Consider the following 22,965-nt stretch of genomic DNA (forward strand, 5'->3'; position numbering starts at 1 on the left):
TATTGTTAATAAAAGCGATTTAGCGGTATGACTAAATTCGGAAGAGACTAAAATATGCTCGAAGGGCCAATATCGTCCGCGTCCGGCTGAAAGCGATTTCAAACCGTCGATGCCCTTAAGGGGAAACCCGTATATCCAGCGACCGACAGATGAACGAGCGCAGCAGAGCGTTCTGGCAACATCGCTGACACGGTCCCCACATGCAACATCAGCATGGCAATAATTCTGCGGGCATGATGTTTATCACGCGTTTTATGGGCAGTTTTTTTCATCAGGCGTCATTCGGTACCAGGTATTGGTGCTAGGATCGTCATCGCTCAGTCCGGTTGGTGATTTGGGATATGCCGCGGTTGAATAGATCGCACTCATGGCTGAGTTCTTTCGTTGTAACGCTTATTCCACACAGCTATTCATTAACAAGTCTATGTCCTGTTTTAGAAACGAGTCCGCTAGTAAAATAAAATATAGCGATTGTCTTGTCAGAACTGCGCCGTAAAAAGTCACACGAATAATTATGCGAAAACATAATGGATTGGGTATGGTTTAATTATGAAAGTATGATAAACGTTTGCTGCATATATATTGCCAATTTATTGCGTTTTAGGTTGCCTGATTTTTTGTGAAAAGAATTAAGACCAACGAAATGGTTAAGTTGAACGATTATTGGCGTACTGTGCTTAACGCAAGATTAAGTGAAGAAAACATTTCAATTGGCCTCAAAAAAAGAAAATTAATTACCCTATCTGATAAATATTATATTGAAAGTACTCTACTTACTCTGGCTCCTCCATGAGGGATCCATCGGAAATTTTGGCATCGCACCGCTGTTATTACCGCTGTTATTACCGCTGTTACCTATGTGGGAAGGATTCATCGGAATCTGAGGCATGCGGACATTGACTGGCCCGTGATCTATCAGTCGAAGCGCCACATTTTGAACTGCCGCGCCTCCGGCGCCAAACATTGCCCCAGGGAGGCCAGCTTTTGCCGCTCCCCCTACGGCTCCCATTGCCATGTCACGTCCTATAGAGCATGCCATTTGTTTATTCTCAGAACCTGATGTACATCTAAACATAGATTAATTCCTTTTTTTAATGAATCGATATATCAATAATATAAATATTGCGCTTATCATGGTGATGAACGAAGAGTATATAAAGCTATATACTTCGCCCCTAGAGATATTATCAAAACTGAACCCTCTTTCACATAAATAAATATAAATATTGGCCAGGAAGGGGCCGAATATTATTGTGTAAAATTCTTGCTTCCTTGCTCTATTATTCGTTAGATCGATAAATAAAGCTATAAGTACATATGTTAAAGGGGTTATGATATTAAATTCCATAATTCACCATGCTATGTAGTTCAGGTCTGACATTAATATACTTTGAATGATTGAAAAATACAATTTACTAAATAATTATATGCAATAACTTAACCGAATTATTTATGAATTACGTTAAACAGAATGATGTTTATTATATGATAGTCGGGAAGCCGTGACAAAAGTAATCGATATTGGTGAGTGTCAACATCGTGAATTAGAGGCCCCTTTGGGGTACGGTCTTTTCCGTTATCCCCTATTTAGCGTCTTAATGTCCGCTCATTTTCGCGGCATTTGAGGTATTCTTTGCGAAAAACATTCTTAATTTGTCAGTAACTACCACCCGTATGTAGAATCGCTGTTCAGGAAGCTGAAACATGTTCCGGCGCGGCCGTCATTGGGCTTCGTTGTCCTGAATAAGGCAAGAAGGTGGGTTAAAGGTTTTAGCCGGTGGTACAACGACGAACAACGGCACGGCGCTATCGGCTTTGTGACGCCGGAACAACGTCATAAGGGGTAGGACATTGCCTAATGGCCAACCGAAAACCTTACAGGTAGCAGCCCAAAGGGCCAACCCGGAACGGTGGTCAAAACATTGTCGTTAATGGCAACATGTTGGGGGGGGTGATGTTGAACCCGGACAAACCAGAAAAAGCGCGGGAAATGCAGCATAAAAAATGATGAAGGATGCCAACATTCTTGAAAGTTGCCGATCACCCGCTTCCGTGATTTTGCTAGTTCGGCGGAATCCTTTGCTTTAGCATTTCAAAAAAAAAACGACGGTGGTCCGGCATTTTTTCGATATGAATCGCCTCGAGCAATTTAGGCACTTTTCAGCTGTTGAGAATGCCGCCGTTATAGATCAAGAGTCACTACGTGTGCATCGGTGAGTTTGTAGAATTTTGCAGCGCGGATTTTACTGTCAGTCAAAGCCATGTGCGGGTCACTCCATTCATCGAACTGAATGGTTCACAATTCGACCCTACATTTTCCGGATACCGAAGGATAAATCGAAACGCATCGGAAAGTGTTTTATGCTAACCCATTGAATATCAATGATATGATGATTTATGAGAACGCATAAAAAAAGAAGAAATGGTGCCCGGACTCGGAATCGAACCAAGGACACGGGGATTTTCAATCCCCTGCTCTACCGACTGAGCTATCCGGGCAACGGGGCGCATTAAACCGTATTGACCGCATGGCGTCAACGCCTAATTTGCCCGCGCGGCGCGTTTGCTGCCTTTTCAGGCAGCCGAGAGCGCATCCGTGGCGCGCGAGTGCCTGCCGGGCCTGGGTGCCGGCGACGTGCCCGCTGGCCATTAAGTTATTTCATAATTTGACTATTTATAATTTTATTCTTAATTATCATAATATTAATCAAATCCATGATTATAGCGACGTGGGGTTTTTTGCTTGAACCCGATGGGAAAACATGCAATTATTGCGCAAATTTTTAATCACTTCTTATTACGCAGAAGATCACAGGAGACCGCCGCTATGCATCCAGCACTGTCGCCGCGTCTGGTCACGGGGCAGCTTTGTCCGGTGACGCGGATATCCTGCCCGCATTTTCTCTTTCGCGCGTATTCGTTCGCTATCACCATGCGGTGAGGGCACGCCGGCTCACTGTTAGGCATTAGTAAAATCAGACGTCCGGCTCTGCTTTTACTGATGTCTATTGGCTGCTGCTGATTCCCAGGCTTTCCATTATGTTGCGCTTTCCCATGCGGGGAAAGAACGGCCGGCATCGGGTGCGGGAGGCGTTTGCTCTCCCATTGTGTGCTCTGGCACATCGACTCATCCTTACCTCAGGGCATCGGTGATATGACTTTATTGAAAATAGCCGCCAGCACGGCGCTGGCCCACCGTCTGCACACCGAGCGCGCGCTTGTGCCGCTGGATCAGACTGATTTTACGGATGTCGCCGCGCTGGTGATTTCCGTAGAGGATGCCCGTTCGGGCATGCTGGCCGTGCTGCGCCATACCGGTTTTGCCATTCCGGCCTTCGTCGGCGTTGACGCCGCATGCCGGGAGGACGCCGTCGCGCTGCCGGCGGGCGCCGACGTGCTGTGGCTCGATGACGCGGCGCCCCATGCTGCGGCCGCACAATTGGAAGCCGCGGCGGAGAGTTACCAACAGGCGCTGCTGCCGCCGTTTTTTGATACGCTGACGCGCTATGTCGCCATGGGCAACAGCACCTTTGCCTGCCCGGGTCATCAGGGCGGCCAATTCTTTCGCAAGCACCCCGCCGGCCGGGCGTTTTTTGATTTCTTCGGCGAGAATGTATTCCGGGCGGATATGTGCAATGCCGACGTTAAACTCGGCGATCTGCTCATTCATGAGGGCTCGGCGAAAGAAGCGCAAAAATTTGCCGCCAAGGTGTTCAACGCCGATAAAACCTACTTTGTGCTTAACGGAACCTCTTCGGCTAATAAAGTCGTGACCAATGCCTTGCTGACCCGCGGCGATTTGGTGCTTTTCGACCGTAATAATCACAAGTCGGTGCATCATGGCGCGCTGCTGCAGGCCGGGGCAACGCCGGTGTATCTGGAAACGGCGCGCAATCCCTTCGGTTTGATTGGCGGTATCGATGCCCGCTGTTTTGATGACGCCTACCTGCGCCAGCGGGTGGCAGAGGTCGCGCCGCAGCGGGCGGCCGACGAAAGGCCGTTCCGGTTGGCGGTTATTCAACTAGGCACCTATGACGGCACTATTTATAACGCCCGGCAAGTGGTGGATAAAATCGGCCATCTGTGCGATTACATTTTGTTCGATTCCGCCTGGGTGGGGTATGAACAATTTATTCCCATGATGGAGCAATGTTCACCGCTGTTGCTGACGTTGAATGAAAACGATCCGGGGATCTTCGTCACCCAATCGGTACACAAACAGCAGGCGGGTTTTTCGCAAACCTCGCAAATTCACAAAAAAGACACCCACATTAAAGGGCAAAAGCGGTTTTGCAATCATAAGCGTTTCAACAATGCCTATATGCTGCATGCCTCCACCAGTCCGTTTTATCCGTTATTCGCGGCCCTTGAGATCAACGCCAAGATCCACGAAGGGTCCAGCGGCCGCCGGATGTGGATGGACTGCGTCAAACTGGGTATTGAAACCCGCAAGCTTTTGCTGGCGGAGTGCCGCCTCGTCAGGCCGTTCGTGCCGGACCGCGTGGATGGCCGGCTTTGGCAGGATCATGCCACCGAGGACATGGCCCATGAGAAGCGTTTTTTCAATTTCGTGCCCGGCGAGCGCTGGCATGGCTTCGACGGTTATACCCGCGATCAGTACTTTGTCGACCCCTGTAAACTGCTGCTGACCACGCCGGGAATCGATGCCGTCAGCGGCCGCTATACTGCGTTCGGTATTCCGGCCACGATTTTGGCGACCTATTTGCGTGAGAACGGCATTGTGCCGGAGAAATGCGATCTCAATTCCATCCTGTTCCTGCTCACCCCCGCCGAGGATGCGGTGAAGATGCGCCGGCTGGTGGACGCGCTGGTGCAGTTTGAGCGCTACATCGAGGAAGATGCGCCGCTGGAAACGGTCTTGCCCAGTATTTGCGAGAAATATCCCGGGCGCTATCAAGGCTACACCCTGCGCCGGTTGTGTCAGGAAATGCATGACTTGTATGTCAGTTTTGACGCCAAGCAATTGCAGCGTGAGATGTTCCGCCAGTGTTATTTGCCGCGTATGGCGATGAATCCGCAGGAGGCCAATATGGCCTTTGTGCGCGGCGAGATAGAGCTGCTTCCCCTGTCCCAGGCGGAGGGACGTATCGCCGCCGAAGGCGCGTTGCCTTATCCGCCAGGGGTGCTGTGCGTGGTGCCTGGCGAGGTATGGGGCGGGCCGGCCTGGCGTTATTTCTTGGCGCTGGAGGAGGGACTGAACCAATTGCCGGGCTTCCAGCCGGAGTTGCAGGGGGTCTATATCCAGCAGGACGCATGCGGCACCCGGCGGCTGTATGGCCATGTGGTCTGCCGGTGAGGGGGCTGGTTTCTCTACCGTAACCGGCTGAGGCAACGGTGCGCGTGATTGCCGCAACGCTCGCGCCCTTGGCCGCGGATCCCGCCTGCGCGGTAGGCCTTAAGGCATTGAGGTGGCGACACCCGCGCGCGATGCGCAATAGCCGGCAACTGTGCCGGCCCTGGCCGCGGATCGCTCCTACGCGTTGATCCTTATGGCGTTGAGATGGCGACATCAGCGCGCCGCGCGCCGATGCCGTCTACCGCCGTCAGCGCCGGTAGTTTTTCTGCAGATTATTCACTTTATACAGGTAGCGGCGCGATTCCGCCGACGGATGCTGCGTGGACAACGTTTGATAAACCTCGTCCGGCTGCATGCCGTTGATTATCTGGAACGCCCGGTTCTGGTCGCGTGAGAAAACCCGTAGCACACTGCCGGCGCCGCCGTTATAGGCGGTGATCACCGCATAGCGCCGCGACGTTGGATTAACAATCCCGCCCAAATAGCTGTTTTGCAGCATCGCCAGATAGGCGGTGCCGGTATCGATATTGTTTTCCGGATCGAATAGATAGCTGCGGCTCGGCTGGCCCCATTTGCCCTTCATTTTGAACACGTCGCGTCCGGCGCTGTGCTGCACCACCTGCATCAGGCCCAAGGCGTCGGCGTGGCTCACCGCATAAGGGTTGAAGCTCGATTCCGTCTGCATAATCGCCAGGATCAGTGACTGATCGACGCCGTATTGCTGCGAGGCTTTGCGCACCATGCCCAGGTATTTATGGGCGCGTTTGTCCACATGGTTCGGCACCAGTTGGATAGTGATGGACCATATTTGCCGCAGGCCGGTGGTGCGGGTTTGCAAACGGGTCTGCAGCAGATAATCGGCGAAATGGGCGGCGCGCCACTCCCAGCGAATCGGTTCGCCGTTATTATCCAGCACCTGCCCATAGAGGAAAGGCTCTTTGCTGATGGGAATATCGTCCGCATCCGAATAAAGATCGATATTGCCGGGATCGTTACCCATTAACAGGGTGCTGATAATCGCCTGACGCAGATGCGCGCTCGGATTATCGCCCGCGATGGTTTCGACGGTAATGGTACCGGCATCAAAGTTGATATGGCTGCGGGTTTCGTACTGATCGGTGTATTTGACGTAGTCTTTCGGCCCGGCAATCAGAACTTCATTCAGCCCCCAGAGATTTTCAATGTTATGGGCAAACTGGCCCATCAAAATATCGAAACCGTTGGTGTCTTTTATATAGGCTTCATTTTCGGCATTGTTTTTACTGCTGGAACAGGAGATCAATAACGGGGCAATGATCACTAAAGGTAATATTTTCTTCATGTTACGGGCCGTGTCAGGACTGGAGATTTCCGGGGCTCAATGCGCCCCGAAAAGGCGTTATTCGCTCGGCGGGGTATACCCCTGGATATGCACATCCTGACCTTCAAACAGGAAATTGATCATCTCCTGCTCCAACACTTTACGATCGGCGACGTTCATCATGCTGAGTTTCTTTTCGTTAATCAGCATCGTTTGCTTGGTCTGCCACTGCGACCAGGCTTCTTTAGAAATCGAGTCATAAATGCGCTTACCCAGTTCACCCGGATAAATTTGATAATCCTGCCCTTCGGCTTCACGCTTGAGAAAAGTACAGTAAATCGTTCTGCTCATCATTGTTCCTCTTTGTTGGCAGCCGCGGGCAATAAGGTAGTCTGTCGAGGCTGGCTCAATTGCAATAGCAAGCGCTCGACCGGCGCCGCCAGTCCGACCGCCGGCGGCTGGGCTAAGTTATACCAGAGTCCGCTGCCTTCATCCATGCAGCGTTGAATCGTGCCAACCTTTTGCCACATCGGTACGATATCCAAATGGAAATGGCTGAAGGTATGACGGAACGCCGTCAGTTGTTCACATTGGCCGTTAGGCAAACCGCGCTGAGACAGCCAGAGCGACAATGCCTGCGGGTCGGCAAACTGCGGAAAACAAAACAGCCCGCCCCAGAGGCCCACCGCCGGGCGCTGCTCAAGCCACACGCGGTTGCCGTCCTGTAGCAGCAGAAACCAGGCGGTTTTTTCCGGCAAGGTCTGCTTCGGTTTTTTGCCGGGATAGCTGGCCCAGCTATGGGAGGCGTAGGCCTGGCAACCCCGGTGCAGCGGGCAGAGTTCGCATTTCGGCCGCGAGCGGGTGCATACCATCGCGCCCAAATCCATCATGGCCTGATTGAATTGCGCCACGCCCCGCGCCGGCGTAACTTGCTCGCTGTGCCGCCACAGCCGCTGTTCCACCTCTTTTTTCCCGGGCCAGCCGGCAACGGCGTAGTAGCGGGCGAGTACCCGTTTCACGTTGCCGTCAAGAATAGGATAGTGCCTGTCCAGCGCTAACGACAATATGGCGCCCGCGGTGGAGCGGCCAATCCCGGGCAGGGCGCAGATGGCGTCAAAGTCTTCAGGAAATTCGCCGCCGTGGCGCTCGCTAATGAGCTTGGCCGCTTTATGCAAATTGCGCGCGCGGGCGTAATAGCCGAGGCCGGTCCACAAATGCAACACCTCGTCTAACGGCGCCGCAGCGAGTTGGCCGACGGTAGGGAATTTGGCCATGAAGCGTTGAAAATAGGGGATGACGGTCATCACCTGCGTTTGTTGCAGCATGACTTCCGATAACCAGACTTTGTACGGCGTTTTTTCCAACTGCCAGGGCAGCGTTTTGCGGCCGAACCGCTGGTACCAGTCCAGCACGAGTTGCGCGAACGGTGGCGCTTGCGTCATTGGGAAACCATTACCTGTGGGCGAAGATCCGCGTCGTTATCCTAATGCGCGATTGCAGCATAGTGCGCACAGGCTGTAAACAGGAACTTTCCTCTGTTGCGCGCTTGCTAAACAGCGCTATCTTTGCATAATGCGCGTTTGCCAACCCTTTTCACATTGCGGAATTTTATGAGCAACAATGTCATCTCCCCCGAATTCGATGAGCAGGGACGCGCGCTGCGGCGGATCCGCAGTTTCGTCCGGCGCCAGGGCCGGCTGACCAAGGGGCAGCAGCATGCGCTGGATACGCTATGGCCGGCGATGGGAACCGACTATCAGGCGCAGCCGCTCGATCTTGAAGCGTTGTTCGGCCGCGCGGCGCCGGTGACGCTGGAAATCGGTTTTGGCATGGGGGCGTCCTTGGTGACCATGGCGGCGGCGCATCCCGAGCAGAATTTCATCGGTATTGAGGTCCACTTGCCGGGCGTCGGCGCCTGCCTTGCCAGCGCGCAGGAAGCCGGCGTCAGTAATTTGCGCGTGATGTGTCATGATGCGGTGGAAGTGCTGGAGCAGATGATCCCGGAGGCGTCTTTGGCGCTGGTGCAGCTGTTTTTCCCTGATCCCTGGCATAAAGCGCGACACAATAAACGCCGTATTATACAGGCGCCGTTTGTCGAGCTGGTCGGGCGCAAACTCGCCGCCGGCGGGGTGTTCCATATGGCGACCGACTGGCAACCTTATGCCGAACATATGCTGGCGGTGATGTCGGCTGCCGATGCTTTCCGTAACCTTTCCTCCGCCGGAGACTATGTGCCGCGGCCGGCGAGCCGCCCGTTGACCAAGTTTGAACAGCGCGGTCAGCGGTTGGGCCATGGCGTTTGGGATTTAATGTTTGAAAAAGGGGTCTGAGCAACAGGCAGGAGCAATTCTGGTTTTCTTCACGCAGGTCAATATCAGGAGAAGGTATGTTGCGCAAAGCAATGCTCGGATTATTGCTGATGACCGCCTGGCAGGCGCAGGCGGATTATCAATGCCCGGTCAAACCCCAGGACGATATCATCATTGCCCCGCAGACGGTACAGGTGATAGGCCAAAGCGGCACGTTGACCATCACCCCGGCGGGGGAGGTGCAGCGTAACGGTACGCCGGTGCCTCTTGACGCCGGGCAGCGCCAGCAGGCCCAGGCTTATCAAAGCGCTCTGCGGCGGGATTTACCCTGGATTGACGAGGGCGCCCGCGCCCATCTGGAAAAAGGGCGCCAGGCGCTGGATAAGATTATCGTGCAGCAGCTCGGCCGCGACAGTAACGTGCGCAATCGGCTCACGACGTTGGATGGCCAGCTGAAACAGCAAATGAACCGCATTATCGAACACCGCAGCGACGGGCTCACTTTCCATCATCAGGCCATTAGCCAGGTCGAGCAGGACGGCCGGCAAATCGTGGAACAGAGCATGGGCGGCGTGGTGCAGGACAGCCTTAATGAGCTGGGCGTGCGCCAGGCGGTTAACGGCAGTAATCCATTGCAGTCGGTGATGGGCAGCCTGGGCGGCCTGCAGCAGGCGCTACAGACCGAATGGAATAATCAAGAGCAGGATTTTCAACAGTTCGGACGGCAAGTGTGCCAGCGGGTAACCGACCTTGAGCAGCAGCGCCAGACGCTGGTGGAGGCGCTGCCCTGATCTGAGCCGGTGCAGCGGTAAAGGTGAACCTTGCCGTAGCGCGGCTAACGCCTTAGGCGCCGCCGAGAGCTGCGGGGCTTGGAGCGGACAGGGAGAGGAACAGACGACTAGCCTGGTCGCGCGCCCTGACGGCGATAGGCACTATGATAAGGGGCAACGCGTTTACCGCGGCTTGCGCCTGCACCAGCGTCGCGATCTTACATAAACAGCTCGAGCAGGGAGTTGAGAAACAGCTTTCCTTTGTCCGTGACCTGCCAATGACTATCGCTTTCGCTGATGTACCCGCCGGCCAGCGCCTGATCCAGCGCGGGGCGCACCGTGGTTTCCGCCAGCCCGGTAAAAGAGGTGAATTCCACGCGCGGCGCCGCTTCCAACAGTCGGAAACGGTTCATGAAATATTCAAACGGCAAATCAGCCGGCGCGACCGGATAGCGTTTTGCCAGATAATTGCCCTGCATATAACCGCGCGGATGGCGGGTTTTCACCGTGCGCAAAACCGTGCCGTCCGGCTGGGTCAGCTTGCCGTGGGCGCCGCAGCCGATGCCAAGATAATCGCCAAAGCGCCAATAGTTGAGATTATGACGGCATTGAAAGCCGGGCTGGGCGTAGGCGGAGGTTTCATACTGGCGGTAACCCGCCGCGGTGAGCAGCTTGTCGCCGTGCTGGTAAATGTCCCAAAGCGCATCATCATCCGGCAGCGTCGGCGGCCGCGAGCCAAATAACGTATTCGGCTCGATGGTCAATTGATACCAGGACAAATGCGGCGGCGCCAGGGCGATGGCCTGGGCCAAATCATCAAGCGCGCCCGCAAGCGACTGGTCCGGCAGGCCATGCATCAAGTCAAGATTAAAACTGCGCAGGCCGAGCGAGGCCGCCAACCGCGCCGCGCGCCGGGCCTCCTCTGCGCCATGAATACGGCCGAGACGGGCGAGCTTCTCCGCCTCGAAGCTCTGTACCCCAATGGAAATGCGATTGATACCCGCTTGCTGATAAGCCGCGAAACGATCCGCCTCGACGGTTCCCGGATTGGCTTCCATGGTAATTTCGGCGTCCGGGGCCAGCGGCAGCCGCTGGCGCACGCCGTCGAGCAGCGACCGCATGGCGCTGGACGAAAGCAGGCTGGGGGTGCCGCCGCCGATGAACAGGGTATTGACGGCGCGGCCCGACGTCAGCGGTAGGTCATGACTCAAATCCGCCAGCAGGTGATCGACATAGTCTTGGTGCGGCACTTCACCCTTCAGCGTATGGGAATTGAAATCGCAGTAAGGGCATTTTTGCACGCACCAGGGAATATGCAGATACAGGCTGAGCGGCGGTAAATTAGCCATGGCGCAGGGCGTCCAGCAGGCAGGCCAGCGCCTGACCGCGGTGGGAGAGCGCCTGCTTTTCTTCCGCGTTAAGGTCGGCGGCGGTGCGGCCTTGCTCAGTCAGCAGGAAAACGGGATCGTAGCCGAAACCGCCGGCGCCGGACGGCTGGCGCGCAATCTCGCCGGACCAACTGCCGTGACATACCAGCGGTGTTGGATCGTCGGCATGGCGCAGATAAACCAGGACACAGTGAAATTGGGCGCCACGCTGACCGTCCGGCACCGAGGCCAGCGCCGCCAGCAACTTATCCACATTCTGCCGGTCGCTGGCGTCTTCGCCGGCATAACGAGCCGAATAGATGCCCGGCGCGCCGGCGAGCGCATCCACCGCTAAGCCTGAATCGTCGGCGATGGCCGGCAGACCGGTAACCCGCGCCGCGTGCCGGGCCTTGATAAGCGCGTTCTCAATAAACGTCAGGCCGGTTTCCTCCACCGACGCCACGCCCAGCTCACTCTGCGCCACTATCGCCATACCGAAATCCGCCAGCGCGCCGGCAAGCTCGCGCACTTTACCGGCGTTGCCGGTGGCCAATACTACTTTTTGCATAGGAATAACCATCATTATCGTGTGCCGCGCGGCGAGCCGCGGGCAATGATTAAGGGGGCTCAGGCAGCGTCCAATAGACGTGCGATGGGTTCGGGAATTTGCCGGGGCTGGTCGATCCGGATCTGTTTATGGCGCCCCAATTCCCCTTTCTCAAGTATCACGCGGCTTTTCGCCACGCCAAATTCCTTCGCTAGGAAACGAATCAAATGGCTGTTCGCCTGGCCGTCCACCGGCGGCGCCGTGATGGCGACCTTGATTTCATCGCCGTGGGCGCCGGCGATATGGTCGTTGCTGGCCCTGGGCTGGATATAGAGCCGCAGCACCAGCGTATCGCCCTCGTGCCAAACGCCGATCATAGGCGTTACCAAATTCCCGGGAACAGACTCATACCAAGATAATTCAAGGCATAAAGGATGAGGATTACCACCATTGCCGAGAAATCGATGCCGCCCATAGCCGGCAGAAAGCGGCGAATCGGATACATTAGCGGTTCAGTTAATTGATAAAGCACCACATCCATCGGGCTGCGGCCTTGGCTGACCCAACTGAGCAAGGAACGGATAATCACCACCCAGAACACCAGTTCGCCGGCTGCTTTCAGTAGCGCCAGCAGGCCGACCAGCAAAAAAATGGGATCGAGGATCAGCACGTGCACCTCGATGAGCATCAGCAGCGGGAATTTGATCATCGCCAAAATTAACGCCAGCAACAGCGAGGCGCTGTCCAGCGGCCCGAGGGCGGGAATAACTCGGCGCAGCGGCCCGATCACCGGCTGGGTGATTTTGACAATCAGTTGCGAAAACGGATTATAGAAATCGCAGCGCGTCCACTGCATCCAAATGCGCAGCAGCAGCACCATAATATAAAGATCGATTAGCGTTTTGAACAAAGCCGTCGGCATAAGAGGTAAATGTCCTTAATCAGGTTAACAAGCGCCGCGTCGGCGACAATCATCAGAATAATTTTTCCATCTCTTCGGCGCGCGCGACCGCCGCCTGCATCGCGCTGGCGACGGTGCGGGGCAGCTCCTGCTGCGCAAAGACCTGGAGCGCCGCGGCGGTGGTGCCCCCTTTCGAGGTCACGTTTTGCCGCAGGGTGGCGAAAGGGGTATCGCCCGCGTCCGCGGCCAGCGCGGCGGCGCCGGCGGCGGCCTGCAGCACCAGGGTACGGGCAGTGGTTTCATCGAAACCCAGCGCCTGTGCCTGCTGCTGCATGGCTTCCATAAACAGGAAAAAATAGGCCGGCGCGCTGCCGGCGGCGGCGATAACGCCGTTAATATCGCTTTCCTGCTCCAGCCAACACAGTTTCCCCACCGCGCCCATTAATTGAGCGCTGAAGGTTCTGTCCTCCTCGCGAGTCTGTGGGGGTGCGTACAGGCCGCTCATCCCTTTGCCCACGAGACAGGGCGTGTTGGGCATCACCCGCACAATGGCGATATCTTCGCCCAGCAGCGCATAAAACCGGCTCACGGTAACACCTGCGGCAATAGAAAGCACCAGTTTGCCGGAAAAATCTACCTCTGGGCGCAGCGATTCGCAGACCTGGGCGATAAGCTGCGGCTTCACCGCCAGTACCATCACATCCGCCTCGCGCGCGCCGCGCAGATTATCGCCGCTGCTTTGTACGCCGTAACGCTCGGCCAACGCGTCGCGATGCGTGGCGGAGGGAGCGCAAACCGTGATCAAATGCGCGGGATAGCCGTTATCCACCAGACCGGCGATGATGGCCTGCGCCATATTACCAGCGCCGATAAAGGTGATTTTACGCTGTTGCATGCAGTTCCTCGTTAAGCTGTTTAGGGAGATGCGTAACCCTAGTCTCTGGCGCCGAAAATGGCGGTGCCGATACGCACCAGCGTACTGCCGGCGGCGATAGCCGCAGGCATATCGTCCGTCATGCCCAGCGATAGCGTGTCGACGCCGGGGTGAACGCGTTGTATGGCTTCATACAAGTCGGACATGCGCTTAAACACCGCCAATTGCCGCTGGAAGTCGCTCTCCGGCGCCGGGATCGCCATCAAACCGCGCAACCGCAGATGTGGACACTCCGCGATGAGCGCCGCAAGGGACAACATGTCCTCGGGCGCGATACCGGCTTTCGTCGGTTCGTCACTGATGTTGATTTGGATTAGCACATTGAGCGGCGCGCGTTGCGCCGGCCGCTGATCGTTTAGCCGCCTGGCCAACTGCGGGCGATCCAGGGTATGGCACCAATCGAAATTTTCCGCAACCAGACGGCTTTTATTGGACTGTAGCGGACCGATAAAGTGCCAAATCAGCCCCGTGCCCTCAGACCGCTCCCGGAACCAGCCTATTTTTTCCACGCCCTCTTGCACATAATTTTCCCCAAAGGCCCGCTGACCGGCTGCGATGGCGGCTTCGATCGCCGTCACAGGTTTGGTTTTACTGACGGCGAGCAAGGTTATCTGCCGGGGATCGCGGCCGCAATCCTGCGCAGCCGTGCGGATTTGCTGATGAACGCGCTGTAGATTCTGCTCGATAGTGCTCATGGTTTCAGGAGGTCATATGGAATTGGATAAACTGGTGGGCCATAGTGTAAAGCATAATGCCTCCGATCTGCACCTTTGTCCCGGTCAGCCGCCGATAATTCGCGTGGATGGCCTGCTGCGGCCGCTGGAGACGCCGGCCTTGGCAGAGAGCGACATCGCCGGCTGCGCCCGGCGCTATCTTGACGCGCGCCAGCAAGACCTGCTGGCGCGCGGCGGTCAGGGGGACGCGGCCCTGACGCTAACCGGCGGCCAGCGGGTGCGCGCCCACTTCTTTTTGCAGCAGGGCGGCCTGGCCTTAAGCCTGCGTCTTATCCCTTCCCGGCCGCCGCGCATGGCGGAGCTGGGGCTGCCGGCGGCAGCGGGGGAGCTGCTGGCGCAGCCGCGGGGGCTGGTGCTGGTGACCGGGCCGGCGGGCAGCGGGAAATCGAGTTCGCTGGCGGCGATGGTCAATGAGCTCAACGACAGCCGGGCGCTGCACATCATTACCCTCGAGGATCCTATTGAGCATCTGCATGCCTCAAGGCATTGTCTTATCCATCAGCGGGAAATAGGGCGTCACTGCAGCGGGTTCCGCGCGGGGCTGCGCGCCGCCCTGCGCGAGGATCCCGACGTTATCCTGCTTGGCGAGCTGCGCGATTGCGCCACTATTGCCCTGGCGCTTACCGCCGCGGAAACCGGCCATCTTCTGCTGTGTACGCTGCACGCCCGCAGCGCCAGCCAGGCGGTCGACAGGCTGGTGGACGCCTTTCCCGCCGCGCAGCAGAGTTTCGCCCGCGCGCTGCTCGCCGGCAGCCTGCTGGGGGTGATGGCGCAGCAATTGGTCAGGCGCCCCGCGGGCGGGCGGATGGGGCTCTTTGAACTGTTGACCATGACGCCCGCGGTGCGTCACCTCATCCGCGAAGGGAAAACCCATCTGCTGCCGGGGCTACAGATGGGCTGTCGGCGTTCGGGAAGCCGGCATTCGCCCGCTGCGTCCTGAAAAAACGCGACATTGCTGCATACGTACCGCTTTTCTTGCGCCCTCGTGGGCATGACGCAACGCGCTCCCGGCGTCGTGACGCTGGGCACCGGGCAGCGATTTATTGCTACGTGAACATCACTTTGGCCACGGATTGTTTTGCCTCTTGTCATGCCGTCTCGTATGCTGCTGCTGTTCCTCGGCGCTGACCCGCGCCGAAGGAGCGGGCGGCGGTATCGTGCTTCACTACAAGGAAAGACAACTAGATGAAAATCAAGCAAATGCTTTTAGCCGCGGCGTGTTTGGTGGCGCCGTTCGCCGGCGTTGCCGGCCAGGCCCATGTTTGCCATTCAACCACCGTAAAAATCGATTTAAGCAAAGGCCCCGGCAGTCATGAATTATCCGACAGCACGGTGTTTAATTGCCCTGACATTGGCAGCAAAACCATTCCGGCGCTGGCACAGGACGGCTGGAAAATGGTCTCGGTGACCGAGCAGGGCGGACCTGATGACGATCCGGACGTCACCAATCTGTATTTTGAACTGTTAATCCAAAAGGATTAAACGTTCTCCACCGGCGGCGGCCATTCAGGTTAGCCGCCGTAATTTACGCCCGCCATGATGTTATCCGTTTGTGACCGCGCTCACTATCAGGTTGCTGATATTGCCACACTGGCAAAAAAGATGGCAATGATCCGAAGGCGTTACGCCCGGCAAGATCCCTACACTGACCTCCGCGTTTATTGACCGTATTCCTCCATCACCGCTTCCTCGCAGTTCGACGCCGGCGGCGATCTCACTTTGCAGACAGGAGCTTGTCCATGGGTAGTTCTATCGTGCTGGGGATCTTCTGGCATTTCATCGGCGCCGCCAGCGCCGCCTGTTTTTATGCCCCGTTCAAAAAAGTTCGTCACTGGAGCTGGGAAACCATGTGGTCCCTTGGCGGTTTCTTCTCCTGGGTCATTCTGCCCTGGGTCATCAGTTGGATGCTGCTACCGGACTTCTGGGCCTACTACCGCAGTTTTCCCTGGGGTACGCTGCTGCCGGTCTTCCTGTTCGGCGCGATGTGGGGTGTCGGCAATATTAACTACGGCTTGACGATGCGCTACCTGGGGATGTCGATGGGAATCGGTATTGCCATCGGTATTACGCTTATTGTCGGCACATTATTAACGCCTCTCCTCCAGGGGAAATTCGGCGTTCTGCTCAACACCACCGGCGGACGGATTACCCTGGTCGGGGTGCTGGTGGCGGTCATCGGGGTGGGTATTGTCAGCTATGCCGGCCTGTTAAAAGAACGGGCCCAGGGGATCCGGGCGGAAGAATTCAACCTGAAGAAAGGGTTATTGCTGGCGATCGTTTGCGGCTTCTTCTCGGCGGGCATGTCGTTTGCTATGGACGCGGCGGTACCGATGCATGAAGCGGCGAAAAACGCCGGAATTAGCCCGCTTTACGTTGCGCTGCCCAGCTATGTGGTAATTATGGGCGGCGGCGCTATTGTCAACCTGGGCTACTGCTTTATCCGGCTCGCTACGCGCCGGGAAATCTCCCTGAAGGCCGATCTCTCGGTCGGGAAATCGCTGCTGATAGCCAATGCGCTGTTTTCAATTCTTGCCGGCGTCATGTGGTATCTGCAATTCTTTTTCTACGCCTGGGGCCATGCCAATATTCCATCCCAGTACGCGTTCGTTAGCTGGATGCTGCATATGAGCAGCTATGTGCTGTGCGGCAGCATCGTCGGACTGGTGCTGAGAGAGTGGCTGGGCGTTGGCAAAAAACCCGTAAGCTGGTTATGTATCGGCGCGCTGGTGATTATCCTGGCCGCCAATATCGTAGGCTTGGGGATGGCCTCCTGAGCTCCGCGGGGTAAACGGCGGTCGGCTGACCGTCTCGCGGCCCGATCGGCGGAAAGAAGAAGGCAGGTGAAATCAGAGAGTGGATCGGCGGAGGCCAGAGGTTCTCGTGGCCTGACCGGCATATGCGCCGAAGAGAGTAGGGGCGGGTTGAACCAGCGGCTTAAACGGCGGTCGAGTGACGGTTGCGGCATTAATCGGCGTGGACGTGCTATAGGCCTCGGGTGCCGCCGGCGCAAGCGCGCCATAGGTGCGGCCTAGCGGCGTGATCCACCGTCAACCGGGGCTGAGGACCTTCTGAAAGCGCTGGCGGTATTGGCGCGGCGACAGCCCGTAAGCCTGGTTGAACACCACTGAAAAGTAGTTGCTGTCGTCGAAGCCGCACAGCGAGGCGACATCGCCTATCGCCTGCTGACCGTGGCGCAGCAGGTCCATCGCCTTGCACAGGCGTAACTGACGCAAATAATGATGTATACCCATACCGGTATGGTTTTTGAACATCACCCGCAACGTGCGGGCGTTAAGGCCGTACTGGCGGCAAAAATCATCCAGGCGGAAAGGCGCGCTGATATTGACGCGCAGCGCCATCAGCAGCAGATCCAGCTGTTCGGCGTCGGAGATAAAGGGGCTGTCCGGGGCATGACGGAAACGTTTAGTCCTCAGCGCCAACTGCAAAAACAGAGTTTCACTCAGCAGCAGCGATAGCGCATCGGATTTCATGCACTCCTGCGCCAGCGCATCGACGCTCTGGCGCAAAATGGCCATGCCGGGCGTGCTTAAACGCCAATACTGTCGCGCCTGCGTCCCCGAAGCATAGCCGGGAAGCAGATCCTGCCAGTTTACGTTGAGGGTAAGCAGTTCGCGCCGGTATAGAACGTTGTCCAGCTCTAAATCGTTGACCGATTCATAACCGTGGCGGTCACGGGCGTTGATATAGAAAAGATCGCCACAGGTGATGGGATAGGGCACTTCATTAAGAATATGCAGGCCGTTGCCGCGCCAGACAAAGACGATTTCGTCAAACTCATGACTATGCTGTGGAAAGGCGGGCTGTGGTCGACGATCGGCAACGGTGACCGCGTTTTTGTCGGTCAGGAAATAGTCGGAAACCTGCAGCTTAAGGCCATTCATGCCGTCATCCCCTAAGCTAAAAAGCAATTGAGAATAATGACATAATTTTGTAAATAATTATCTGATGATCGTTGCAAAACGCATTTTTTGTCGCGGCGGAAGGAGGGGCGGTGATGGCCGGATAACCGCCCGTCGCGTGCGGCACCTACAACAGATCGGGATAGCCCTGGCGCAGCATTTTCGGCGAATGAGAAAACTCACGCCGGAACTGGGTGGAGAAATGATTGCTATCGCTAAAACCACAGGCGTGGGCAATTTCCGTGATCGTTTTATCGGACTGTTTTAACTGCTTGCGCGCCTCCAGTAGGCGTAACCGGTTCAAATAGCGCTGAGGCGTCATCCCGGTTTGCTGCTTTAGCTGACGATGTAGCGTGCGCAGCGGCAACTGAAATTGATCGGCGAGGGTCAGCCAGTCGACATTGTCACTGAAATTATGCTGTAGCCAGCGTAACAGATCTTGCAGACGCTGCTCGCGGTTGCCGTCGCTGTGGGCCTGGAAACAGCCCTGGCGCAGCACGATAAGCAATTGCAGAAATTGCCCTTCGCTGGCGGCAATATTCTCCGGCGACAGATCGCCGCTCAGCGCGTCGAGAGTGTGAATCAATTGCTTGGCCTGCTGCAGCGCCGCGTGATTGACTTGCCAGTGAACCTGTCGCTCGCCTGGCCCTTCGCCCGGCAGAAATGGAGCGATATTCTGCAAAAAACGAAATCCGTTGGGCGCGCGGTACAGCACGTTGATCATATTCAGACGATCCACGCTTTCAAACAGGTGGTGGTCATCGGCCCGGACAAAACAGACGGTGCCGCTACACAGCGTGTGGGGTTGATCGTTGAAGACATGTATGCCCGATCCGTTTTCCACCAGCACTATCTCCCAGAAATCGTGATAATGCTCGGGAAAATCCCACTGCGGCAGGCGGGGTTCGATGGCAACCGTAGCGTCTGGGGAAACAAAAAAATCATCACCGTACAGTAACGTCATTTCAGGCACCTCAGCATGATACAGGGACCTTATCTTATGCCGCGATAATGCGGAGCGCCTTCAATTCCCGACCGTCAAACGCCGCATTGCGGTTTTTTTTTCAAGTTTTGCGGCCCCCGTGATGGATTTTGCGGCGAAGATCACAGGCGGCCGGAGGGGGGCGCGGCGACAAACGGAGGTGATATTGCTTTTGTGATCGGATTCACATTCATCTTGACGATTTTGCCAGCCCGCTAGCGCCGGTGGCAGCCACCGGAAGGTGGCGTCGCCTGTTCCTGCTTACACTGCCAACCAGAGCAGCAAAGAGGACAACGACTATGGCGACGCGAAATATCATAGCGGTCGATCTGGGTGCCACCAGCGGCCGAGTGATGCTGGCGACCTGGGACGGCGCCGCGCAGCAGATAAGCCTGCGGGAAGTTCACCGCTTCGCTAACGGCTTCGTTAAGCAGCAGGGGGCGGATTGTTGGGACTTGGACCGCCTCGAGCAGGAAATCCTTACCGGCATCGGTCAGTTGGATCGCGACGGCACACTTCTAGACAGCATCGGTATTGATACTTGGGGCGTGGATTATGTGTTACTTGACCAGGCGGGGGCGCGCGTCGCGCCGGCGGTCAGTTACCGCGACCATCGCACCGATGGCGTCATGGCGCAGGTGAGCGCCGAACTGGGCCGGGAGGACATCTACCGGCGTACCGGGATCCAATTTCTGCCGTTTAACACCCTTTATCAGTTGCAAGCCTGGCGCCAACGGCAGCCGGAGGCTGCGGCAAACGTCGCGCATCTGCTGTTGATCCCCGATTACTTTCATTACCGGCTGACCGGCGCGCTTAACTGGGAATATACCAACGCCAGTACCACGCAACTGCTTAATCTGGCGACGAATGATTGGGATCACGCCCTATTGGACTATCTGGGGGTCCCCCGCCATTGGTTCGGTACCCCTCGCCCGCCGGGCAATACGCCCGGTTATTGGATTAGCCCGTCAGGACAACGGGTGGCGGTTATCGCCGTGGCGACTCATGATACCGCCAGCGCGGTGGTCGCCTCGCCCCTGCAAGACGAAAGCTGTGCCTACCTGAGCTCCGGTACCTGGTCGTTAATGGGCGTGGAAAGCCACAATCCGTTTTGTGACGGCCGCGCCCTGGCGCTGAATATTACCAATGAAGGCGGCGTGAACGGCCGCTACCGGGTGCTTAAAAATATTATGGGCCTGTGGTTACTGAACCGCATCACCCAGGAGCTGGGGATTGCGAGTCTGCCGGCGCTGCTGGAGGAGGCCGCCGCGCTGCCGCCCTTTACCCGTTTGATCAATCCCAACGATGAGCGCTTTATCAATCCCCCCTCGATGGCGGACGCCATCCGCGAGGCCTGCCGCGAACAGGGGCAGCCGGTACCGCAGGAAGCTGCGGCGCTGGCGCGCTGTATTCTTGACAGTCTGGCGATGCTCTACCGTCGGGTACTGCTGGAGCTGAGCGCCCTGCGCGGCATTGCGCCGGCGCGGCTGCATATCGTCGGCGGCGGCAGCCAAAACCGCTGGCTTAACCAGCTTACCGCCGATTGCTGCCAGTTGCCGGTGTCCGCGGGGCCGGTGGAAGCGTCGACGCTTGGCAACGTGGGGTGCCAGCTCATGGCGCTTAACGACGTGGCGGACGTAGCGGCCTGGCGCCGGATCGTCACGCGCAGTTTTCCGCTGGCGCACTACCTGCCCAGCCCGATAGCCGATTTTGCCCATCATTGGCAACGCTTTCAGGCGCTTTGCCATCCGCAAGAGGAAATCCTGTTATGAACTCATCCCTTGAACAAGCCTGGCAACTGGCCAAACAGCGCTACGCCGATAGTGATGTCAACGTGGAGCAGGCGCTGGCGCTGCTGGATACGCTGCCCGTTTCGATGCATTGCTGGCAGGGCGACGATGTTGCCGGTTTTGAGAACCCCACCGGCACCTTGACCGGGGGGATTCAGGCCACCGGTAATTATCCCGGTAAAGCCACCAATGCTCAGCAACTGCGCGCCGATCTGGAGCAGGCGTTTAGCCTGATCCCGGGACCGAAGCGGCTCAATCTGCACGCCATTTATCTGGAGGCGGAGCAACCGGTAGAGCGCAACGCCATCGAGCCGGCGCATTTCGCCCGCTGGGTCGCCTGGGCGCGGGATCAGCATCTGGGACTGGACTTTAATCCTACCTGCTTTTCCCATCCGTTGAGCGCTGATGGCTTCACCCTTTCCCATGCCGATGACAAGATTCGTCAATTTTGGATTGAGCACTGCCAGGCCAGCCGTCGCATTTCCGCCTATTTCGGCCGTGAATTGGGAACGGCGTCGGTGATGAATATTTGGGTACCGGACGGGATGAAAGATCTCACCATTGATCGGCTGGCGCCGCGCGAGCGGCTGATGGCGGCGCTGGATACGGTTTTGGCGGAAAAACTGGATCCGCGCCATCATATCGACGCGGTGGAAAGTAAATTATTCGGCATCGGCGCGGAAAGCTATACCGTCGGTTCGGCGGAATTCTACCTCGCCTACGCCACCAGCCGCGGTACCGCGCTGTGCATGGACGCCGGTCACTTCCATCCCACCGAGGTCATCTCAGATAAAATTTCCAGCGCCAGCCTGTTTGTCCCGCGTTTGCTGCTGCACGTTAGCCGGCCGGTGCGCTGGGATAGCGATCATGTGGTTCTGCTGGACGATGAAACGCAGGCGATCGCCAGCGAGATCGTGCGGCAAAAACTGTTCAACCGGGTCCATATCGGCCTGGACTTCTTTGATGCCTCCATTAACCGTATCGCCGCCTGGGTTATCGGCACCCGTAATATGAAAAAAGCGCTGCTGCGCGCGCTGCTGGAGCCCACGGACACGTTGCGTCGCTTGGAACAGGATGGCGATTATACGGCGCGTCTGGCGCTGCTGGAGGAGCAAAAATCGCTGCCGTGGCAGGCGGTGTGGGATCGTTATTGCCAACAACATCAGGTACCGGTGGGCAGCGATTGGCTGTCGTCGGTGCGCGAATATGAACAAACCGTGTTAAGTCAACGCTGAGGATACCTGGTTATGCAATCATTACTTTCTTCCTGGTTCGTTCAGGGCATGGTCAAGGCGACCAGCGATATGTGGCTCAAAGGCTGGGACGAACGCAACGGCGGTAACGTAAGCCTGCGCCTGACGCCAGAGGATGTCGCCCCCTACCGGGCAGAGTTTAACCCGCAGCCGCGCAGCGAAACATTGTCGGCACCGGTGCCGGCGCTGGCCGGCAGTTATTTTCTGGTCACCGGCTCCGGCAAATTTTTTCGCAACGTGCAGCTCTCTCCCGCCGACAGTTTAACGCTGTTGCAGCTCAATGAGGACGGCACCGGTTACCGTATCCTGTGGGGGCTTATCGCCGGTGGACTGCCCACTTCCGAGCTGGCCACGCACCTGCAGTCCCATGCCGTGCGTAAACAAGTGACGGGAGGCGGCGATCGGGTCATCATGCACTGCCACGCCACCAATCTCATCGCCTTAAGCTATGTGCTGGAGCTGGATACCGCCCGCTTTACCCGCGAGCTGTGGGAAGGCAGCACCGAATGTCTGGTGGTGTTCCCCGACGGGGTAGGCATCATTCCCTGGATGGTCCCCGGGACCGACGGTATTGGCGCCGCTACCTCGGAAAAAATGCACGCGCATTCGCTGGTGCTCTGGCCTTTTCACGGTATTTTCGCCAGCGGTCCCTCGTTGGATGACGCTTTCGGCCTGATCGATACCGCGGAAAAATCCGCCGAGGTGATGGTGAAAGTCCGCTCGATGGGGGGCAAAAAGCAGACCATCAGTCGCGCTGAACTCGTCGCGCTCGGCGAGCGTTTCGGCGTGACGCCGATGGCGGCGGCGCTGGACGTTGAGTCGCGTTGAACGGGGAAATATG

General features: G+C 57.0%; 20 protein-coding genes, 1 tRNA gene and 2 pseudogenes. 10 read left to right on the forward strand and 13 right to left on the reverse strand.

The window, feature by feature from the left end:
• Positions 1-51: 51 nt before the first annotated feature.
• Positions 52-272, reverse strand: a pseudogene (locus tag SANT_RS24665) (helix-turn-helix domain-containing protein); the annotation flags it as partial.
• A 1,410-nt stretch (positions 273-1,682) separates the two neighbouring features.
• Between SANT_RS24665 and SANT_RS24855 the strand changes: the two are divergent.
• A pseudogene (locus tag SANT_RS24855) lies at positions 1,683-1,847 on the forward strand (IS3 family transposase); the annotation flags it as partial.
• A gap of 576 nt (positions 1,848-2,423) precedes the next feature.
• Here the strand turns inward: SANT_RS24855 and SANT_RS03675 are convergent.
• Positions 2,424-2,499 (reverse strand) — tRNA-Phe (locus tag SANT_RS03675).
• Between the two features lie 655 nt (positions 2,500-3,154).
• Between SANT_RS03675 and SANT_RS03685 the strand changes: the two genes are divergently transcribed.
• Positions 3,155-5,317: an ornithine decarboxylase gene (locus SANT_RS03685; RefSeq protein WP_025420957.1), complete on the forward strand. Its 2,163-nt coding sequence runs from the start codon at positions 3,155-3,157 to the stop codon at positions 5,315-5,317.
• Positions 5,318-5,564: 247 nt separating this feature from the next.
• Here SANT_RS03685 and mltC read toward each other — a convergent pair whose 3' ends face one another.
• The 3 genes from mltC to mutY are packed head-to-tail and all read right to left on the reverse strand — an operon-like array spanning position 5,565 to position 8,059.
• A complete protein-coding gene (gene mltC / locus SANT_RS03690) occupies positions 5,565-6,638 on the reverse strand; it encodes a membrane-bound lytic murein transglycosylase MltC (protein WP_025420958.1) in 1,074 nt (357 codons plus the stop codon).
• Between the two features lie 57 nt (positions 6,639-6,695).
• Entirely contained in the window at positions 6,696-6,968 is a 273-nt protein-coding gene (locus SANT_RS03695; RefSeq protein ID WP_025246773.1) for an oxidative damage protection protein, read from the reverse strand.
• Positions 6,968-8,059, reverse strand: a complete 1,092-nt coding sequence (mutY, locus tag SANT_RS03700; protein WP_025420959.1) for an A/G-specific adenine glycosylase — start codon at positions 8,057-8,059, stop codon at positions 6,968-6,970. The genes SANT_RS03695 and mutY overlap by 1 nt, the downstream gene beginning before the upstream one ends.
• Positions 8,060-8,227: 168 nt before the next feature.
• Here mutY and trmB point away from each other — a divergent pair, with 168 nt between their 5' ends.
• Complete coding sequence (gene trmB / locus SANT_RS03705; protein WP_025420960.1) at positions 8,228-8,947, forward strand: tRNA (guanosine(46)-N7)-methyltransferase TrmB; 720 nt, start codon at positions 8,228-8,230, stop codon at positions 8,945-8,947.
• 56 nt (positions 8,948-9,003) lie between these two features.
• A complete protein-coding gene (locus tag SANT_RS03710) occupies positions 9,004-9,717 on the forward strand; it encodes a DUF2884 domain-containing protein (protein ID WP_025420961.1) in 714 nt (237 codons plus the stop codon).
• Positions 9,718-9,914: 197 nt separating this feature from the next.
• On the opposite strand, the gene hemW is transcribed toward SANT_RS03710, so the two are convergent.
• The 6 genes from hemW to SANT_RS03740 are packed head-to-tail and all read right to left on the reverse strand — an operon-like array spanning position 9,915 to position 14,140.
• Positions 9,915-11,045, reverse strand: coding sequence for a radical SAM family heme chaperone HemW (gene hemW, locus SANT_RS03715; RefSeq protein WP_025420962.1), 1,131 nt, complete (start codon positions 11,043-11,045; stop codon positions 9,915-9,917).
• Entirely contained in the window at positions 11,038-11,631 is a 594-nt protein-coding gene (rdgB, locus tag SANT_RS03720; RefSeq protein WP_025420963.1) for an RdgB/HAM1 family non-canonical purine NTP pyrophosphatase, read from the reverse strand. Before rdgB ends, hemW begins: the two co-directional genes overlap by 8 nt.
• A 59-nt stretch (positions 11,632-11,690) precedes the next feature.
• Positions 11,691-11,987, reverse strand: coding sequence for a DUF167 family protein YggU (yggU, locus tag SANT_RS03725; protein WP_025420964.1), 297 nt, complete (start codon positions 11,985-11,987; stop codon positions 11,691-11,693).
• A 5-nt stretch (positions 11,988-11,992) separates the two neighbouring features.
• Positions 11,993-12,532 (reverse strand): YggT family protein, encoded by a 540-nt coding sequence (locus SANT_RS03730; protein ID WP_038668174.1) that lies wholly within the window; start codon positions 12,530-12,532, stop codon positions 11,993-11,995.
• A 52-nt stretch (positions 12,533-12,584) separates the two neighbouring features.
• Positions 12,585-13,406, reverse strand: a complete 822-nt coding sequence (gene proC, locus SANT_RS03735; RefSeq protein ID WP_025420965.1) for a pyrroline-5-carboxylate reductase — start codon at positions 13,404-13,406, stop codon at positions 12,585-12,587.
• 38 nt (positions 13,407-13,444) lie between these two features.
• Positions 13,445-14,140 (reverse strand): YggS family pyridoxal phosphate-dependent enzyme, encoded by a 696-nt coding sequence (locus SANT_RS03740; protein ID WP_038668177.1) that lies wholly within the window; start codon positions 14,138-14,140, stop codon positions 13,445-13,447.
• 16 nt (positions 14,141-14,156) lie between these two features.
• Between SANT_RS03740 and SANT_RS03745 the strand changes: the two genes are divergently transcribed.
• The 3 genes from SANT_RS03745 to rhaT all read left to right on the forward strand — a co-directional run bounded on the left by SANT_RS03745 (position 14,157) and on the right by rhaT (position 16,953).
• On the forward strand, positions 14,157-15,119 hold the full coding sequence (locus tag SANT_RS03745; RefSeq protein WP_038668180.1) for a type IV pilus twitching motility protein PilT: 963 nt from the start codon (positions 14,157-14,159) through the stop codon (positions 15,117-15,119).
• A gap of 245 nt (positions 15,120-15,364) precedes the next feature.
• Positions 15,365-15,661 carry a hypothetical protein gene (locus tag SANT_RS03750; RefSeq protein ID WP_025420966.1) on the forward strand — a complete coding sequence of 99 codons (297 nt, stop codon included), beginning with the start codon at positions 15,365-15,367 and terminating at the stop codon, positions 15,659-15,661.
• 257 nt (positions 15,662-15,918) lie between these two features.
• The gene (gene rhaT / locus SANT_RS03755; RefSeq protein WP_025420967.1) at positions 15,919-16,953 is read left to right on the forward strand and encodes an L-rhamnose/proton symporter RhaT; all 1,035 of its coding nucleotides are present in this window, start codon (positions 15,919-15,921) and stop codon (positions 16,951-16,953) included.
• Positions 16,954-17,226: 273 nt separating this feature from the next.
• Here the strand turns inward: rhaT and SANT_RS03760 are convergent, their stop codons facing one another.
• Together SANT_RS03760 and rhaS are read right to left on the reverse strand one after the other, a co-directional pair.
• Positions 17,227-18,081, reverse strand: coding sequence for a helix-turn-helix domain-containing protein (locus tag SANT_RS03760; RefSeq protein WP_025420968.1), 855 nt, complete (start codon positions 18,079-18,081; stop codon positions 17,227-17,229).
• Positions 18,082-18,226: 145 nt separating this feature from the next.
• The gene (rhaS, locus tag SANT_RS03765) at positions 18,227-19,063 is read right to left on the reverse strand and encodes an HTH-type transcriptional activator RhaS (RefSeq protein WP_025420969.1); all 837 of its coding nucleotides are present in this window, start codon (positions 19,061-19,063) and stop codon (positions 18,227-18,229) included.
• Positions 19,064-19,380: 317 nt separating this feature from the next.
• Between rhaS and rhaB the strand changes: the two genes are divergently transcribed.
• Genes rhaB through rhaD form a run of 3 tightly spaced genes read left to right on the forward strand, consistent with a single transcriptional unit; the run spans position 19,381 to position 22,952 of the window.
• Positions 19,381-20,853 carry a rhamnulokinase gene (rhaB, locus tag SANT_RS03770; protein ID WP_038668182.1) on the forward strand — a complete coding sequence of 491 codons (1,473 nt, stop codon included), beginning with the start codon at positions 19,381-19,383 and terminating at the stop codon, positions 20,851-20,853.
• The gene (locus SANT_RS03775) at positions 20,850-22,106 is read left to right on the forward strand and encodes an L-rhamnose isomerase (RefSeq protein ID WP_025420971.1); all 1,257 of its coding nucleotides are present in this window, start codon (positions 20,850-20,852) and stop codon (positions 22,104-22,106) included. Before rhaB ends, SANT_RS03775 begins: the two co-directional genes overlap by 4 nt.
• A 12-nt stretch (positions 22,107-22,118) precedes the next feature.
• Positions 22,119-22,952: a rhamnulose-1-phosphate aldolase gene (rhaD, locus tag SANT_RS03780; RefSeq protein WP_025420972.1), complete on the forward strand. Its 834-nt coding sequence runs from the start codon at positions 22,119-22,121 to the stop codon at positions 22,950-22,952.
• Positions 22,953-22,965: the final 13 nt, after the last annotated feature.

Source organism: Sodalis praecaptivus, from assembly GCF_000517425.1.
GTDB lineage: Bacteria > Pseudomonadota > Gammaproteobacteria > Enterobacterales > Enterobacteriaceae > Sodalis_A > Sodalis_A praecaptivus.

What these genes read in the sequence shown, in the direction of transcription:
- hemW (WP_025420962.1), bottom strand. Translation starts at nt 11,045, where the DNA reads ATGGCTAATTTACCGCCGCTCAGCCTGTATCTGCATATTCCCTGGTGC.
- trmB (WP_025420960.1), top strand. Translation starts at nt 8,228, where the DNA reads ATGAGCAACAATGTCATCTCCCCCGAATTCGATGAGCAGGGACGCGCG.
- mutY (WP_025420959.1), bottom strand. Translation starts at nt 8,059, where the DNA reads ATGACGCAAGCGCCACCGTTCGCGCAACTCGTGCTGGACTGGTACCAG.
- SANT_RS03760 (WP_025420968.1), bottom strand. Translation starts at nt 18,081, where the DNA reads ATGAATGGCCTTAAGCTGCAGGTTTCCGACTATTTCCTGACCGACAAA.
- SANT_RS03730 (WP_038668174.1), bottom strand. Translation starts at nt 12,532, where the DNA reads ATGCCGACGGCTTTGTTCAAAACGCTAATCGATCTTTATATTATGGTG.
- rhaT (WP_025420967.1), top strand. Translation starts at nt 15,919, where the DNA reads ATGGGTAGTTCTATCGTGCTGGGGATCTTCTGGCATTTCATCGGCGCC.
- SANT_RS03710 (WP_025420961.1), top strand. Translation starts at nt 9,004, where the DNA reads ATGTTGCGCAAAGCAATGCTCGGATTATTGCTGATGACCGCCTGGCAG.
- mltC (WP_025420958.1), bottom strand. Translation starts at nt 6,638, where the DNA reads ATGAAGAAAATATTACCTTTAGTGATCATTGCCCCGTTATTGATCTCC.
- SANT_RS03695 (WP_025246773.1), bottom strand. Translation starts at nt 6,968, where the DNA reads ATGAGCAGAACGATTTACTGTACTTTTCTCAAGCGTGAAGCCGAAGGG.
- SANT_RS03745 (WP_038668180.1), top strand. Translation starts at nt 14,157, where the DNA reads ATGGAATTGGATAAACTGGTGGGCCATAGTGTAAAGCATAATGCCTCC.
- rhaB (WP_038668182.1), top strand. Translation starts at nt 19,381, where the DNA reads ATGGCGACGCGAAATATCATAGCGGTCGATCTGGGTGCCACCAGCGGC.
- rdgB (WP_025420963.1), bottom strand. Translation starts at nt 11,631, where the DNA reads ATGCAAAAAGTAGTATTGGCCACCGGCAACGCCGGTAAAGTGCGCGAG.
- yggU (WP_025420964.1), bottom strand. Translation starts at nt 11,987, where the DNA reads ATGATCGGCGTTTGGCACGAGGGCGATACGCTGGTGCTGCGGCTCTAT.
- SANT_RS03750 (WP_025420966.1), top strand. Translation starts at nt 15,365, where the DNA reads ATGAAAATCAAGCAAATGCTTTTAGCCGCGGCGTGTTTGGTGGCGCCG.
- SANT_RS03685 (WP_025420957.1), top strand. Translation starts at nt 3,155, where the DNA reads ATGACTTTATTGAAAATAGCCGCCAGCACGGCGCTGGCCCACCGTCTG.
- proC (WP_025420965.1), bottom strand. Translation starts at nt 13,406, where the DNA reads ATGCAACAGCGTAAAATCACCTTTATCGGCGCTGGTAATATGGCGCAG.
- SANT_RS03775 (WP_025420971.1), top strand. Translation starts at nt 20,850, where the DNA reads ATGAACTCATCCCTTGAACAAGCCTGGCAACTGGCCAAACAGCGCTAC.
- rhaS (WP_025420969.1), bottom strand. Translation starts at nt 19,063, where the DNA reads ATGACGTTACTGTACGGTGATGATTTTTTTGTTTCCCCAGACGCTACG.
- rhaD (WP_025420972.1), top strand. Translation starts at nt 22,119, where the DNA reads ATGCAATCATTACTTTCTTCCTGGTTCGTTCAGGGCATGGTCAAGGCG.
- SANT_RS03740 (WP_038668177.1), bottom strand. Translation starts at nt 14,140, where the DNA reads ATGAGCACTATCGAGCAGAATCTACAGCGCGTTCATCAGCAAATCCGC.